The sequence below is a fragment of the Streptomyces sp. NPDC097617 genome, from assembly GCF_044761485.1.
Taxonomy (GTDB): domain Bacteria; phylum Actinomycetota; class Actinomycetes; order Streptomycetales; family Streptomycetaceae; genus Streptomyces.
The window spans coordinates 80,951-93,776 of record NZ_JBIWCL010000003.1; the positions used below are offsets into that span (position 1 = coordinate 80,951).

Consider the following 12,826-nt stretch of genomic DNA (forward strand, 5'->3'; position numbering starts at 1 on the left):
CTGTCACCACACGGGCCGCAGCGGCGGCAGTGGTCCTTCCCCGTGAAACGTGCGCACGACCTGCCCCAGCCCTCGGCGCAGGGCGGCGAGGTCGGTTCCGTGGCCGAGTTCGGCCTCCAGCTCGTGCAGGATCCGGCCCGCGACGGCGAGGTGGTCCCGGGCCGCCGGGGTGAGGACCACCAGCTTGCGGCGGCCGCCCTCGGGGTGCGGCTCGCGGCGGACGTAGCCGCGCTTCTCCAGGTCGTCGACGATCTGTCCCGCGGCCTGCTTGGTCACCCCGAGCCGCTCGGCGAGCTCGGTGGCGGTGACACCGGAGCCCCCGATGGCCTGGAAGGCCATGCCGTGCACGGGCCGCAGGTCCGGGTATCCGGCCTCGGCGACGCGCCGGGTGAACTCGCTCAGCAGCATCTGGAAGCCCAGGCCGAGCAGGAACAGCAGCTCGACGCCCTCGTTCTCGTCTCTCGTCACACAAATATGGTGACACGACCGAGTCAAGCTGCTTTACTCTCGCTGAGTAAAGAAGCTTTACTCACTCGCGCCCGGAAGACGAGGACCTGCCTTGCACGTGATCAGCGTTTCGCCCGAGAACGTCACCGTCACCCCCAACGCCACCATGACCGGCCTCGCCGCCCCCAGTCGCGGCAGCTGCGAGCTCAGCAGCTGGCACGTCGTCATGCCCGCCGGATCCACCGGCCCCGAGCACTCCGTCAGCCGCGAGCAGGTGTGGACCCTGACCGCCGGCTTCCTGGAGGTCACCTGCGAGGGCCGCACCGAGCGGGTCACGGCCGGCCAGGCCCTGGTCCTGCCCCCGGACGTGCCGCGCCGGATCCACGCCGCCGAGACCTTCGAGGCGTACGTCGCGATGCGCGCCGACGGGGTGGTGACGGTCCCGGGGGAGGAGGGCACCCGCGTACTCCCGTGGGCCCGTTAGGGACGCCCGCGCCGCGCCGCACTCGACCCGCAGCGCACTCGACCCGCAGCGCACTCGACCCGCACCGCGCCGAGCCGCGTCGCACCGGACCGGTCGGCCGGGCTCAGTCCTTGTCGTCCCGGTCCTTCTTCTCCTGCTCGTCGCGCAGCGACTTCAGGAACTCCGGGTTGTCGTCGGGCGCCACCCACTGCGTCCGGCGCGCCCGGCCGCCGCCCGATCCCACCCGCCGCCTGCCCGCGAACAGCCACACCACCGGCCCCACGATGGAGAAGAGCAGGATGATGATCACCCAGACCACCTTGGGGAGGTGCTTGACCTCCTCCTCAGGCGTGTTCAGGCAGTCGATGAAGGCGTAGATGGTCAGCGCGAGGATCAGCAGGAACGGCAGATAGCGCAGCACGGTGTGGGACCGACTCCCAGTCAGTGACGGGGGGCCCGCGTCGGGCCCCGGTGACGCCCCCAGGGTAGTTGGTGACGGATACTGACCCCTATGGCTTACGACGATCTCCGCTCGCTGCTCCGGGCCCTGGAGCGGGAGGGCGACCTCAAGCGCATCAAGGCCGAAGTCGACCCGTACTTGGAAGTCGGGGAGATCGTCGACAGAGTGAACAAGGCGGGGGGCCCGGCGCTCCTCTTCGAGAACGTCAAGGGCTCGGCGATGCCGCTGGCCATGAACGTCTTCGGTACCGACCGCCGCCTCCTGAAGGCCCTCGGCCTCACGTCGTACGGCGAGATCAGCGAGAAGATCGGCGGCCTGCTCAAGCCGGAACTCCCGCAGGGCTTCATCGGGGTCCGCGAAGCCTTCGGCAAGCTCGGCTCGATGGTCCACGTGCCGCCGAAGAAGATCAAGGGCGAGGCCCCCGTCCAGGAGGTCGTCCTCACCGGCGACGACGTGGACCTGGACCGGCTGCCGGCCCTGTTCACCTGGCCCAAGGACGGCGGGTCCTTCTTCAACCTCGGCCTGACCCACACCAAGCACCCCGAGACGGGCGTGCGCAACCTCGGCCTCTACCGGCTCCAGCGCCACGACAAGCGCACCATCGGGATGCACTGGCAGATCCACAAGGACAGCCGCAACCACTACGCCGTCGCCGCCGCCAAGGGCGAGCGGCTGCCGGTCGCGATCGCCTTCGGCTGCCCGCCCGCGGTGACGTACGCGTCCACGGCGCCGCTGCCGGGCGACATCGACGAGTACCTGTTCGCCGGCTTCGTCGCGGGCAAGCGGATCGAGATGGTCGACTGCAAGACGGTCCCGCTCCAGGTCCCGGCCAACGCCGAGGTCGTGATCGAGGGCTGGCTGGAGCCCGGCGAGATGCTCCCGGAGGGTCCCTTCGGCGACCACACCGGTTTCTACACCCCGCAGGAGCCCTTCCCGGCCCTGAAGATCGACTGCGTGACGATGCGCAGGCGTCCGCTCATCCAGTCGATCGTGGTCGGTCGCCCGCCGACCGAGGACGGTCCGCTCGGCCGTGCGACGGAGCGGTTCTTCCTGCCCCTGCTCAAGATCATCGTGCCGGACATCGTGGACTACCACCTCCCGGAATCGGGCGGCTTCCACAACTGCGCGATCGTCTCGATCGACAAGAAGTACCCGAAGCACGCCCAGAAGGTCATGCACGCCATCTGGGGCGCGCACATGATGTCGCTGACCAAGCTGATCATCGTGGTCGACAAGGACTGCGACGTCCACGACCTGCACGAGGTCTCCTGGCGGGCGCTGGGCAACACCGACTACTCCCGCGACCTCACCGTCGTCGAGGGACCGGTCGACCACCTGGACCACGCCTCGTACCAGCAGTTCTGGGGAGGCAAGGCGGGCATCGACGCCACCAAGAAGCTGCCCGAGGAGGGCTACACCCGCGACGGCGGCTGGCCCGACATGGTCGAGTCCGACCCGGCCACCGCGGCCCTGGTGGACAGCCGTTGGAAGGAGTACGGACTGTGAGCCCGATCGTGGTGGGCGGCCCCGCCCTGTTCCTCGGCGACGGCACGCCGTGCGTCGCACTGGCGCGCCCCGAACTCGACGTGAACGACCAGGGGCTGCGCCTCGCCGCCGAGCAGGCCGGGGTCACCCCCGAGGAGTTCGCCGGGGTGTCCGGCGTCTGGCAGGTCATGGCCGACCGCACGGACGGCGAGGGGCGCTCCTTCGAGCTGCCCGAGCTGGCCGACGGCGACGCCGCGGTCTTCGCGGACGAGCTGCTGATCGGGCTGGCCGGTACTGGCGACTGCGAGCTGGAGCTCGCCGACGGTGTCCTCGTCCTCAGCGTCACCAACGCCGGCGAGGGCCGCAACGCCCTGGCCGCCCGGGTGGTACCGCCGGCCGGGGCGGAGGGCGGACCGCTCGACCTGGAGCTCGGCACGCTCCCGGTCGACGAGCTGCGCGCCGAGGTCGAGGCGTTCCGCCGGAGCCTCGCATGATGGCCACCGCCGAAGACGTCCTGGGCCCCGGCTCCGCGCCGGAGGCGAGCGGCAAGGTCAAGGCCTTCCTGAGGCTCGTGCTGATCGAGCACTCGGTCTTCGCGCTGCCCTTCGCCTACATCGCGGCGTTCACCGCCATGTCCCGGCTCGACGGGCGCATCCACTGGGGCGTCCTGCTCCTGGTCACCATCTGCATGGTGGGGCTGCGGACCTTCGCGATGGCCGCCAACCGGATCATCGACCGCGAGATCGACGCCCGGAACCCGCGCACGGCCGGCCGTGAGCTGGTCACCGGCGCGGTGTCGGTCCGCGCGGCCTGGACCGGCGCCGGGATCGCGCTCCTCGTCTTCCTCGGCTCCGCGGCGCTGCTCAACCCGCTCTGCCTGGCGCTCGCGCCGGTCGCCGTGATCCCGATGGTGGTCTACCCGTACGGCAAGCGGTTCACGAACTTCCCGCACGCCATCCTGGGCCTGGCCCAGGCGATGGGCCCGGTCGGGGCCTGGCTCGCGGTCACCGGCACATGGTCCTGGGACGCGGTGATCCTGGGCCTGGCGGTGGGCGTGTGGATCGGCGGCTTCGACCTGATCTTCGCCTGCCAGGACGTGGCCGCCGACCGCGCGGAGGGCGTCAAGTCCGTCCCCGCCCGCTTCGGCGTCCCGGCCGCCCTCTGGGGCGCGCGCGGCGCGCACGTGGTGACCACGGCCCTGCTGGCCTGGTACGCGCTCGCCACGGACGCGGGCGTGCTGTTCTGGGCCGGCCTGGCGGTCGTCGTCGCGGCCTTCCTCTACGAGCACACGATCGTGAAGCCGCACGACCTGTCCCGCCTGAACCGGGCCTTCTTCACGGTCAACGGCTTCATCGGGATCGCCCTGTTCGTCTGCGCCCTGGGGGATCTGGCCGTACGGGGCCTGACCTTCTAGCCGGCGTCCGGTGTGCGGCGCGGGAGGGCGAAGGCCGCCGCGGCGCCCGCCAGGAGGCCGAAGAGGTGGCCCTGCCAGCTGACTCCCGAGTCCGTCGGCAGGATGCCGAGGAGGACGGTGCTGCCCCAGACGGCGGCGATCACCACCGCCACCACCACGCCCAGCGGGCGCCGTTCCACGAAGCCGCGGACCAGCAGGTAGCCGAAGAGGCCGAAGATCAGGCCCGAGGCGCCCGCCGTGACGGTGTCCGACGGGGAGACCAGCCAGACGCCGAGCCCGTCCGCCACGACGACGGCGGCGCACACGGCGAGGAAGCGGCGGATGCCGCTGAGGGCGGCGACGAAGCCGAGGACCAGCAGCGGGACGGTGTTGGCCGCCACATGGTCGAAGCCGAAGTGGAGGAAGGGCGCGAGCGGTATCCCGGTGAGCCCGTCCGGTGCGCGGGCGACGATTCCGTACCCGTCCAGCGCGTGCCCGGTGGCCGCGTCCACCAGCTCGATCAGCCACAGCAGGGCCACCCAGCCGGCCATCAGCTTCCCGGCCGCCTTGGCCCGGTCGAGCTGCGTCCAGCCCGGATCCACCGTCGTGCTCATCCGCTTCGTCCCCTCGCCGCGTCCCGTCACGGGAACGTCCGGACACCTTACTGAGTGCCCATCGGTGGTGGCCGGATAGTCTCGGAGGTATGACTGAGCGCAAGCGCACCCCGTGGGTGGTCGGGGTTTCCGGGGCGTCCGGGACGCCGTACGCGGCGGCGGTGCTCCGCGGGCTGCTGGCCGCGGGCGAGAGCGTCGACCTGGTGGTGAGCCGCGCCTCGCGCCTCACCCTGCTGGACGAGACCGGGATCGCCTTCCGGGACGCGCACTGGCGCGAGGACCTGGGGGAGTGGCTGGGGCGGGGAGCCGATGGCAAGCCCGAGACCTTCGCCCGGCCGGAGCTGGACGACGTGCGGTACTGGGGCGCGGGAGACCTGGCGGCGGGCCCGAGTTCGGGCTCGTACCCGGTCAAGGGGATGCTCATCGTCCCCGCGTCCACGGCCTGTGTGGCGGGGGTGGCGCTGGGGCTGTCGAAGGACCTGCTCCAGCGCGTGGCGAGCGTGACGCTCAAGGAGCGGCGGCGGCTGGTGGTCGCGGTGCGGGAGACCCCGCTGAACGGGCAGACGCTGCGGCATCTGGTGGCGCTGGACGAGGCGGGCGCGGTCGTGCTGCCCGCCTCTCCGGCGTTCTATACGGGTGCGACGCACATCCAGGATCTGGTGGACTTCGTCGCGGGGCGGGTGCTGGACGCGGCAGGGGTGCCGCACCTGCTGTACCGCCGTTGGGAGGGGGAGCTGGGAGGCTCCCGCGCTGCCCGGGGGCAGGCCGGTGACTAGGCCTTCTTCGTGCGGCCCAGCGGCTTGCGGGCCTTGTCGACGCGGTAGGCCGCGGCGGGCTGGTGGGCACGGGATCGGTTGGCCAGCTCCTGGAGCCCCCGCATGTGGGCATAGGCCATCTCGATCGTGAACACGGTGAACCACTCCTGAAGATCGTGATTGATCAGCGATATGATTTCACAGGGTGTTGACCCTGTGTGCCTTAGATTCTATACCTAAACTTGCAGGATCGCCGAATAATGGAAGGCTCCACGTAAATGGACACGGTGGACAGGCAGCTCATCCAGGCACTACGGGAAAATGGTCGTGCCTCGTACGCGGAGCTGGGCCGTCTCGTGGGCCTCTCCGGCCCCAGCGTCACCGACCGCATCAACCGGCTGGAGACGGCCGGCGTGATCACCGGCTACCGCGCGACGGTGGACTCGGCCTCGCTCGGCCTCGGCGTCACGGCGCTGATCGGCATCTCGCTCTCCGACGCCGCGGACCACGAGGACGTGGCCCGGCGGCTGCGCGACCTCGCGGAGATCGAGGACTGCTGGTTCATCGCGGGCGACGACTCGTACATGCTCAAGGTGCGGGTCGGCGACGTGGACGGCCTGGAGAAGATCATCCGCAAGCTCTCCGGCACCAAGGGCGTCTCCCGCACCCGCACCACCATCGTGCTCTCCACCAAGTGGGAGAACCGGGTCGGGGAACTTCCCGAGGAAGCCTGAGAGTACGGTTGGCCAGGGTTCGCAGGACAGGCAGAGGCATCTAAGGAGGCGACCGGTACATGGACGCTGGGCTCAAGCGTGAGCTGGAGGAGAAGGTCCGCTCCGGCGAGCGGCTGACCCGTGAGGACGGCATCGCCCTCTACGAGTCGGACGACCTGGCCTGGCTCGGTGGCCTCGCCCACGAGGTGCGCACGCGCAAGAACGGTGACGTCGTCCACTTCAACGTCAACCGGCACCTCAACATGACGAACGTGTGCACCGCCTCGTGCGCGTACTGCTCGTTCCAGCGCAAGCCGGGCGAGAAGGACGCGTACACGATGCGCATCGAGGAGGCCGTGCGCCTGGCCAAGGCCATGGAGAACGACAGCCTCACCGAGCTGCACATCGTCAACGGCCTGCACCCCAACCTGCCGTGGCGCTACTACCCGCGCTCGCTCTCCGAGCTGAAGAAGGCGCTGCCGAACGTCTCGCTGAAGGCGTTCACGGCGACCGAGATCCACCACTTCGAGACGATCTCGGGGATGTCGGCGTCCGACATCCTCGACGAGCTGATCGAGGCCGGCCTGGAGTCGCTCACCGGCGGCGGTGCGGAGATCTTCGACTGGGAGGTCCGCCAGCACATCGTCGACCACCGCACCCACTGGGAGGACTGGTCGCGCATCCACCGGCTGGCGCACGAGAAGGGTCTCAAGACCCCCTCGACGATGCTGTACGGGCACATCGAGGAGCCGCGCCACCGCGTGGACCACGTGCTGCGGCTGCGCGAGCTCCAGGACGAGACCGGCGGTTTCCAGGTCTTCATCCCGCTGCGCTACCAGCACGACTTCGTGGACATGCAGGACGGCAAGGTGCGCAACAAGCTCCAGGCGCGCACGACGATGGCGACCGGCGCCGAGGCGCTGAAGACCTTCGCCGTCTCGCGGCTGCTCTTCGACAACGTGCCGCACGTCAAGGTCTTCTGGGTGATGCACGGTGTGCAGACCGCCCAGCTCGCGCTGCAGCACGGCGCCGACGACATGGACGGCTCGGTCGTCGAGTACAAGATCACGCACGACGCGGACAACTACGGCACCCCGAACAAGCTGGGCCGTGACGATCTGCTGGAGCTGATCCGGGAAGCCGGCTTCCGCCCGGTCGAGCGCAACACGCGCTACGAGATCATCCGCGAGTACCCCGGTCCGGACGCGGGTCTGCGCGAGACCCCGCAGGCGATGCGCGTCTGACCCCTCGTCCGACCGCCTCCCGGCGAGTTAACCCCGGCCCATGGGCCGGGGTTTAACTTTTTCTGGACGGGCCGATGAGGTAATGGGTAAACTTGTCAAATGACCCTTACTTTCACCCTGGACCCGGTCGTCGACCCCTCCCTGCGTGATGGAATCCTGGCGCTGTGGGCCGACGTCTCCAACGCGGGCGGCGCCGTGGGCTTCGTGCCCCCGGTCACCCCCGACGACATCCGCCCCTCGCTCGACAAGCACCTCGCGGCCGCCGCCGACGGGGGCTGCCGACTGCTCGTCGGGTACGACGGGGGCGGGGCGGTCGCCGCGACCGCCTTCCTCACCCACAACACCCACCGGCTCCAGCTCCACTGGCTGTGGGCCTACACGGTGATGGTCCATCCGCGCCATCAGGGCCAGGGGTACGGGCGCGAGCTGATGGCCGCCACGGAGGCCGCGGCGCGCTCCATCGGGGACATCGACGCCATCCGCCTCACCTGCCGCGGCGGTCTCGGCCTGGAGCACTTCTACGCCTCCTGCGGTTACAAGGAGGTCGGCCGGGTCCCCGGCGCCGTCCGCGTGGCCCCGGGCGACGACCGCGACGACATCACGATGCTGCTGCCGCTGTACTGACGTGCGCCCGCGCCCGCCGCCGCACCCCGGAGGGCGGCGGGCGGGTCCCGGCGTGCTTCACTGGACGGGCACCGACCGCCGCAGACCACGACGAGAGAGAAGGGGTCACCGTGTCCCTCAAGCCGAGCGCAACGATCCGCTACACCGCGATGCGCCTGGGCATCTTCGTCGGATGCCTCGTCGTCGTCGCCGGCCTCGTCCGGCTCGGCTGGGTGCCCTCGGGGCTCGGGGACGCGAATGTCGCCTGGGTCGTCCTGCTCGCCCTGGTGATCTCCGCCCCGCTCTCCTTCGTCCTTCTGCGCAAGCAGCGCGACGCGATGTCCACGCAGATCTCCGGGCGCGTCACGGGTGCGAAGGAGCGGCTCGCCGCGAACCGCAGCCAGGAGGACCAGGCCGACGATGCGGCGCGCGTGACCTCGTAACGCCACGGTTGGCTTCCTCACACATCGAACCGCCCCAGCACCGGGTACACCGCCCGTAACGCTGGGGCGGTGGTGTTTTTCCGGGCCCGCGCAAGGGGGCCCCGTGCGCCGTTGTCTCAAAGGGCCCCTTTGAGATTCTCAAAGGAGAGGTGTTAGCGTGTTCAACATGTTGACCACAGTTGCGCACCCTTTGATCGCGAGCGTTCCGCTCGTGACGCGCCTGCACGTCGACCTCTGCCGCCGCGCGTCCGCGGCCTGTTGCTGTTGAGCTGAATCGATACAGCAGCGGTCCCGGCCGGCCCTTCCGGCTGCTGCCGCACCGCTTCACCACCGCAGTACTTCCCCCTGTCTTCGTGCGCCACCTCCGGAGAGTGTCCGTGTCCGCGACCCCCCAGGCCCCTGCCAAGGCCTCGTTCAAGTTCCCCTTCTGGGCCCAGATCGTCGCCGGTCTGGCCCTCGGTGTCCTCTTCGGCTGGATAGCCCGCAGCCAGGACATCAGCTGGCTCGGCACCACCCTGGAGAAGGTCGGCGACATCTTCATCCAGCTGCTGAAGCTGGCCATCGCCCCGCTCGTCTTCTTCGCGATCCTGGTGTCGATCACCAACCTGCGGAAGGTGAACAACGCCGCGCGGCTCGCCACCCGCACGCTGCTCTGGTTCATGATCACGTCGCTGATCGCGGTCGGCATCGGCATCGGCATCGGCCTGCTGACCGACCCGGGTTCGGGCACCGGCCTCACCGCCGCCGACGGCAAGGACCCCAAGCGGGCCGGCTCCTGGATCGACTTCCTGACCGGGATCGTCCCGACGGACATCGTGACGCCCTTCACTGAGCTGAAGGTCCTTCAGATCGTCTTCCTGGCCGTCGTCGCCGGCATCGCCGCCCTCCAGCTCGGCGCCAAGGCCAAGCCGGTCCTGGACCTCGCCGAATCCGCCCTGGAACTGCTCCAGAAGGCCCTGTGGTGGGTCATCCGCCTCGCCCCGATCGGCACCATCGGCCTCATCGGCACCGCGATCGCCACGTACGGCTGGGACCTGATCGGCAAGTACGCGACCTTCACCGCCGACGTCTACATCGGCTGCGCCCTGGTGGTGTTCGGCGTCTACCCGCTGCTCCTCGCGACGGTCGCCAAGGTCAGCCCGATCCAGTTCTTCAAGGGCGCCTGGCCCGCCATCCAGCTGGCCTTCGTCTCCCGCTCCTCGGTCGGCACCATGCCGGTCACCCAGAAGGTCACCGAGCGCCTCGGCGTTCCGAAGGAGTACGCCTCCTTCGCCGTCCCGTTCGGCGCCACCACCAAGATGGACGGCTGCGCCGCGATCTACCCGGCGCTCGCCGCGATCTTCATCGCGCAGATCTTCGACGTGCAGCTGGGCATCAAGGAGTACCTGCTCATCGTCTTCGTCTCGGTCATCGGCTCGGCCGCCACGGCCGGTCTGACGGGCGCCACCGTCATGCTGACGCTGACCCTCTCCACCCTGGGCCTGCCGCTCGCCGGCGTCGGCCTGCTGCTGGCGATCGACCCGATCCTGGACATGATGCGCACCGCCACCAACGTGGCCGGCCAGGCCCTGGTCCCGGTCATCGTCTCGGCCCGCGAGGGGATCCTGGACAAGGAGGCCTACGCCTCCGCCTCGGCCTCCCCGCTGGACGAGCCGGCTCCGGCCGCCGAACAGGTCGCCGTCGCTGCCTGACCGCCGGCGCACCGCACCGCACCGCTCGCCGCAGCCCCCGCCCCGTCCGGGCGGGGGCTGCGGCGTTCGCGCATCCCGCGCGCCGACGCCCGCGCGGTCGGGTCTCAGCCGAGCGTCGCGCCGCGGATGTACGCCGTCAGCCCGAGGAGGAGGGGCGGGGCGAACCACCACAGGCCCATCGTCCGGCGCACGCTCGGGACGGCGGTGATGAGCAGGCCCAGCACGCTCAGCGACACGGAGACGAAGCACATCGCGGAGACGCCTTCGTACCCCTGGTGGTCCCACTCCGCCCGGGGTCCGGCGAAGAGGGCCCCGAACACGGCGACGGCGTTCAGCAGGTGGATGATCCCGAGCGGGACCCCCAGCACCCACCGCAGGCAGCCCTGATCCTCGGGCAGGTCGATGCTCTCGCGGGGGTACGTCATCGCATTGCGTCCTTCGCTTGGCCGAGGTTTCCGAGGAACCGGTCACCGTAGCCCTGGGCCTTGGGGAGGTCCCAGTAGGGTCCTCCGTTGTAGCGGGCGGCGATCTCCCGCATCTGGGCCTCCGTCATCCGGTCGGCCGGCACATCGGCGAGACCGCTCTCCGCCTTGATCTGGGCCAGGTAGCCGGCGGCTATGTAGGCATTCTGCTGGGGATCCTGGAGGGCCTCCTCCACCAGGGTCCGCTGGTGGTCGGTGAGGTTCGCCGGGTCGTAGCCGAGCACCTCGGCGCCGCGGCGCAGCTGGATGGCGATCGGTCCGTAGGAGGTCTCGTCCAGCTTCCCGCCGAGACGCCACGGGAGATTCTCGGGGGTGACCGGGCTCAGGCCCCACGGAGCCGCGGCCTGTTCACGGATCGTTGCGGTCACGTCGTCCAGCAGGCCCGGCTGATAGCCGCCGATCTCCTGCCAGGCCACGCCCGCGAGCAGCTCCTGCGGCAGTCCCGCGTTCTTGGCCGCCGCCCGCAGGAGCTCCTTGTTCTGGGAGACCCAGTCCGCGTGCATGCCGTCCGTGACGAGGGGGACCCAGTAGTTGTCGGCGGCGTCGGGCAGCCCCGCGACCCGCATCCGGATGTCGCGGAGCTGCGGGGAGACCGGGGTGTCCGGCCCGACCGGGCCCGTCATGTCCTTCTTCGGGCCGCTGCCCGGCAGATGGGTCAGCGGGTTGGTGCGGGCCTCCGCCGCCTCGCGGCGGATGTCGGCCATGGCCGCGTAGATGTCGACCCCGCCCGCCCCGCCCTTCAGCTTGAACTCGGGCAGCAGCTCGTACGCCTGCTTCAGCGCGTGGACGCACGAGCTGCGGGCCTCCTGCTCGGCGGTCCTGGCCAGCTGGAAGTTGCCGCCGGCGTCGTCGTGGAGGCGGTTCGCCTCCTCGCGGATGTCGTCCACGTCCATCGTGAGCTCGGCGAGACCGTCGAGGAAACCGGTCGTCGCCCGCATGTCCTCCCACTGGCGCATCGGCTCTGCCTCCTGGGCGGTACGCGTGATCGCGGTGCCCTTCGTGGCGATCAGGGTGGCGAGCTTGCGCTCGGAGCCCTTGCCGTTCGCGTAGTGGGACTTGGCAGTCGTCAGGGCCGCCGCGTACGCGTGCAGGGCGCTCGCCGCCTTGTCGTACCCCTCGGCGATGTGCTGGACGAGCTGCCGCGCCTCGGAGAGGCGCGCGGTGTAGGTGTGGCTGCCGTCGCTGTGCCACTCGGTACGGGTCTCGGCGCGCCGGGCGGGCTCTTCGGCCTGGACGAGCAGATCGCGCAGCCGCTTGAACTCGGCGGCGTTGCGCTCCACCAGCGCCGGGTTGCACTCCTCCAGGAACTCGACGTCCTTGCGGTGGCTGAGCCCGCTCACTTGGCTTCCGGTTTCACGTACTGCCCCGATTCGAGGAGGGTGCCGAGGAAGGAGCGGGCGGTGCCGTCGTCCACCTGGGCGAAGTTGGTGCCGGTCGTCTTCAGCCGCGTGGCCAGGGCGGCGAGCAGGTGGACGGTGTCCTTGAACTGGTCGTCGGCGAACCGGGCGAAGCGCAGGACCTCCGTCGAGACGTCGGCGTGCGCCCGCGGGGCGCGTGCCATCGTGCTCGCGTCACCGTCGGGCCGGCCCTCGTGGAGGAGCGCGGCGATCTCGATCAGCAGGTTGGCGTTGCCGTTGATGGAGGCGGCCCCGGCCACCAGGCTCCCGGCCGGACTCCCCGCCGCGCCGCCGTCGGCGGGGGCGTGATGGAGCCGCATGACGGGTGACTGCCGTGCGAGGGCCGCAGCTTTGTGCGCAGCCCATTCCGCGTCGAACGTCATGTGTCCCCTGGGGAGTTGGCAACAGGACATGGCCGGAACCAGTCGGTCATGTGCATGCTAATACGGGGATATGCGTCCATGAAATGGTGCGCTGGTGCCGCTCTCGGAGCGGAGACGCGGAGAGCGGGCCGAACGGTTCCGCGAGGATCGACGAGCGTCGAGGGGGTGGAGGGGGCCGTGTCACGGGGCGGCCGAGCGGCGGTGGCACCGGGTCGTGGGCAGTCGTGACCCGGTGCGCCAAGACGTAAAAGGA

17 protein-coding genes are annotated in these 12,826 nt (G+C 70.2%); 10 read left to right on the plus strand and 7 right to left on the minus strand.

The genetic code is table 11. The features are described from left to right. Positions 1 to 3: 3 nt before the first annotated feature. Positions 4 to 468: a MarR family winged helix-turn-helix transcriptional regulator gene (locus tag ACIQZO_RS06655; protein WP_403621148.1), complete on the minus strand. Its 465-nt coding sequence runs from the start codon at positions 466 to 468 to the stop codon at positions 4 to 6. Positions 469 to 565: 97 nt separating this feature from the next. On the opposite strand from ACIQZO_RS06655, the gene ACIQZO_RS06660 reads away from it, so the two are divergent. Beyond that, positions 566 to 931, plus strand: coding sequence for a cupin domain-containing protein (locus ACIQZO_RS06660; RefSeq protein WP_403621150.1), 366 nt, complete (start codon positions 566 to 568; stop codon positions 929 to 931). A gap of 103 nt (positions 932 to 1,034) precedes the next feature. On the opposite strand, the gene ACIQZO_RS06665 is transcribed toward ACIQZO_RS06660, so the two are convergent. After that, on the minus strand, positions 1,035 to 1,331 hold the full coding sequence (locus ACIQZO_RS06665; protein ID WP_403621153.1) for a PLD nuclease N-terminal domain-containing protein: 297 nt from the start codon (positions 1,329 to 1,331) through the stop codon (positions 1,035 to 1,037). A 90-nt stretch (positions 1,332 to 1,421) separates the two neighbouring features. On the opposite strand from ACIQZO_RS06665, the gene ACIQZO_RS06670 reads away from it, so the two are divergent. The 3 genes from ACIQZO_RS06670 to mqnP are packed head-to-tail and all read left to right on the plus strand — an operon-like array spanning position 1,422 to position 4,269. Next, positions 1,422 to 2,876: a menaquinone biosynthesis decarboxylase gene (locus tag ACIQZO_RS06670; protein ID WP_403621156.1), complete on the plus strand. Its 1,455-nt coding sequence runs from the start codon at positions 1,422 to 1,424 to the stop codon at positions 2,874 to 2,876. Next, complete coding sequence (locus tag ACIQZO_RS06675; RefSeq protein ID WP_403621158.1) at positions 2,873 to 3,349, plus strand: hypothetical protein; 477 nt, start codon at positions 2,873 to 2,875, stop codon at positions 3,347 to 3,349. The genes ACIQZO_RS06670 and ACIQZO_RS06675 overlap by 4 nt, the downstream gene beginning before the upstream one ends. Continuing rightward, positions 3,346 to 4,269 carry a menaquinone biosynthesis prenyltransferase MqnP gene (mqnP, locus tag ACIQZO_RS06680; RefSeq protein WP_403621161.1) on the plus strand — a complete coding sequence of 308 codons (924 nt, stop codon included), beginning with the start codon at positions 3,346 to 3,348 and terminating at the stop codon, positions 4,267 to 4,269. Before ACIQZO_RS06675 ends, mqnP begins: the two co-directional genes overlap by 4 nt. Here the strand turns inward: mqnP and ACIQZO_RS06685 are convergent. Next, positions 4,266 to 4,862 (minus strand): rhomboid family intramembrane serine protease, encoded by a 597-nt coding sequence (locus tag ACIQZO_RS06685; RefSeq protein ID WP_403621164.1) that lies wholly within the window; start codon positions 4,860 to 4,862, stop codon positions 4,266 to 4,268. The genes mqnP and ACIQZO_RS06685 overlap by 4 nt on opposite strands. A gap of 89 nt (positions 4,863 to 4,951) precedes the next feature. Here ACIQZO_RS06685 and ACIQZO_RS06690 point away from each other — a divergent pair, with 89 nt between their 5' ends. Beyond that, positions 4,952 to 5,638, plus strand: coding sequence for a UbiX family flavin prenyltransferase (locus tag ACIQZO_RS06690; RefSeq protein ID WP_403621167.1), 687 nt, complete (start codon positions 4,952 to 4,954; stop codon positions 5,636 to 5,638). Here ACIQZO_RS06690 and ACIQZO_RS06695 read toward each other — a convergent pair. Beyond that, positions 5,635 to 5,772: a hypothetical protein gene (locus ACIQZO_RS06695; RefSeq protein ID WP_403621170.1), complete on the minus strand. Its 138-nt coding sequence runs from the start codon at positions 5,770 to 5,772 to the stop codon at positions 5,635 to 5,637. The genes ACIQZO_RS06690 and ACIQZO_RS06695 overlap by 4 nt on opposite strands. A 123-nt stretch (positions 5,773 to 5,895) precedes the next feature. On the opposite strand from ACIQZO_RS06695, the gene ACIQZO_RS06700 reads away from it, so the two are divergent. From ACIQZO_RS06700 to ACIQZO_RS06720, 5 genes are all read left to right on the plus strand, one after another. Further along, the gene (locus ACIQZO_RS06700; RefSeq protein ID WP_403621173.1) at positions 5,896 to 6,351 is read left to right on the plus strand and encodes an Lrp/AsnC family transcriptional regulator; all 456 of its coding nucleotides are present in this window, start codon (positions 5,896 to 5,898) and stop codon (positions 6,349 to 6,351) included. 59 nt (positions 6,352 to 6,410) lie between these two features. Next, complete coding sequence (gene mqnE, locus ACIQZO_RS06705; protein ID WP_266381746.1) at positions 6,411 to 7,574, plus strand: aminofutalosine synthase MqnE; 1,164 nt, start codon at positions 6,411 to 6,413, stop codon at positions 7,572 to 7,574. A 99-nt stretch (positions 7,575 to 7,673) separates the two neighbouring features. Then, the gene (locus tag ACIQZO_RS06710; RefSeq protein WP_403621177.1) at positions 7,674 to 8,198 is read left to right on the plus strand and encodes a GNAT family N-acetyltransferase; all 525 of its coding nucleotides are present in this window, start codon (positions 7,674 to 7,676) and stop codon (positions 8,196 to 8,198) included. Between the two features lie 149 nt (positions 8,199 to 8,347). Beyond that, complete coding sequence (locus tag ACIQZO_RS06715; RefSeq protein WP_403622092.1) at positions 8,348 to 8,620, plus strand: DUF4229 domain-containing protein; 273 nt, start codon at positions 8,348 to 8,350, stop codon at positions 8,618 to 8,620. Positions 8,621 to 8,991: 371 nt separating this feature from the next. Continuing rightward, the gene (locus ACIQZO_RS06720; RefSeq protein WP_403621180.1) at positions 8,992 to 10,311 is read left to right on the plus strand and encodes a dicarboxylate/amino acid:cation symporter; all 1,320 of its coding nucleotides are present in this window, start codon (positions 8,992 to 8,994) and stop codon (positions 10,309 to 10,311) included. A gap of 104 nt (positions 10,312 to 10,415) precedes the next feature. On the opposite strand, the gene ACIQZO_RS06725 is transcribed toward ACIQZO_RS06720, so the two are convergent. From ACIQZO_RS06725 to ACIQZO_RS06735, 3 genes are read right to left on the minus strand one after another with little or no spacing between them, the layout of a single operon-like run. Next, entirely contained in the window at positions 10,416 to 10,736 is a 321-nt protein-coding gene (locus ACIQZO_RS06725; RefSeq protein ID WP_403621182.1) for a hypothetical protein, read from the minus strand. Then, positions 10,733 to 12,133, minus strand: coding sequence for a hypothetical protein (locus ACIQZO_RS06730; protein WP_403621185.1), 1,401 nt, complete (start codon positions 12,131 to 12,133; stop codon positions 10,733 to 10,735). The genes ACIQZO_RS06725 and ACIQZO_RS06730 overlap by 4 nt, the downstream gene beginning before the upstream one ends. After that, positions 12,130 to 12,573 carry a hypothetical protein gene (locus ACIQZO_RS06735; RefSeq protein ID WP_403621188.1) on the minus strand — a complete coding sequence of 148 codons (444 nt, stop codon included), beginning with the start codon at positions 12,571 to 12,573 and terminating at the stop codon, positions 12,130 to 12,132. Before ACIQZO_RS06735 ends, ACIQZO_RS06730 begins: the two co-directional genes overlap by 4 nt. Positions 12,574 to 12,826: the final 253 nt, after the last annotated feature.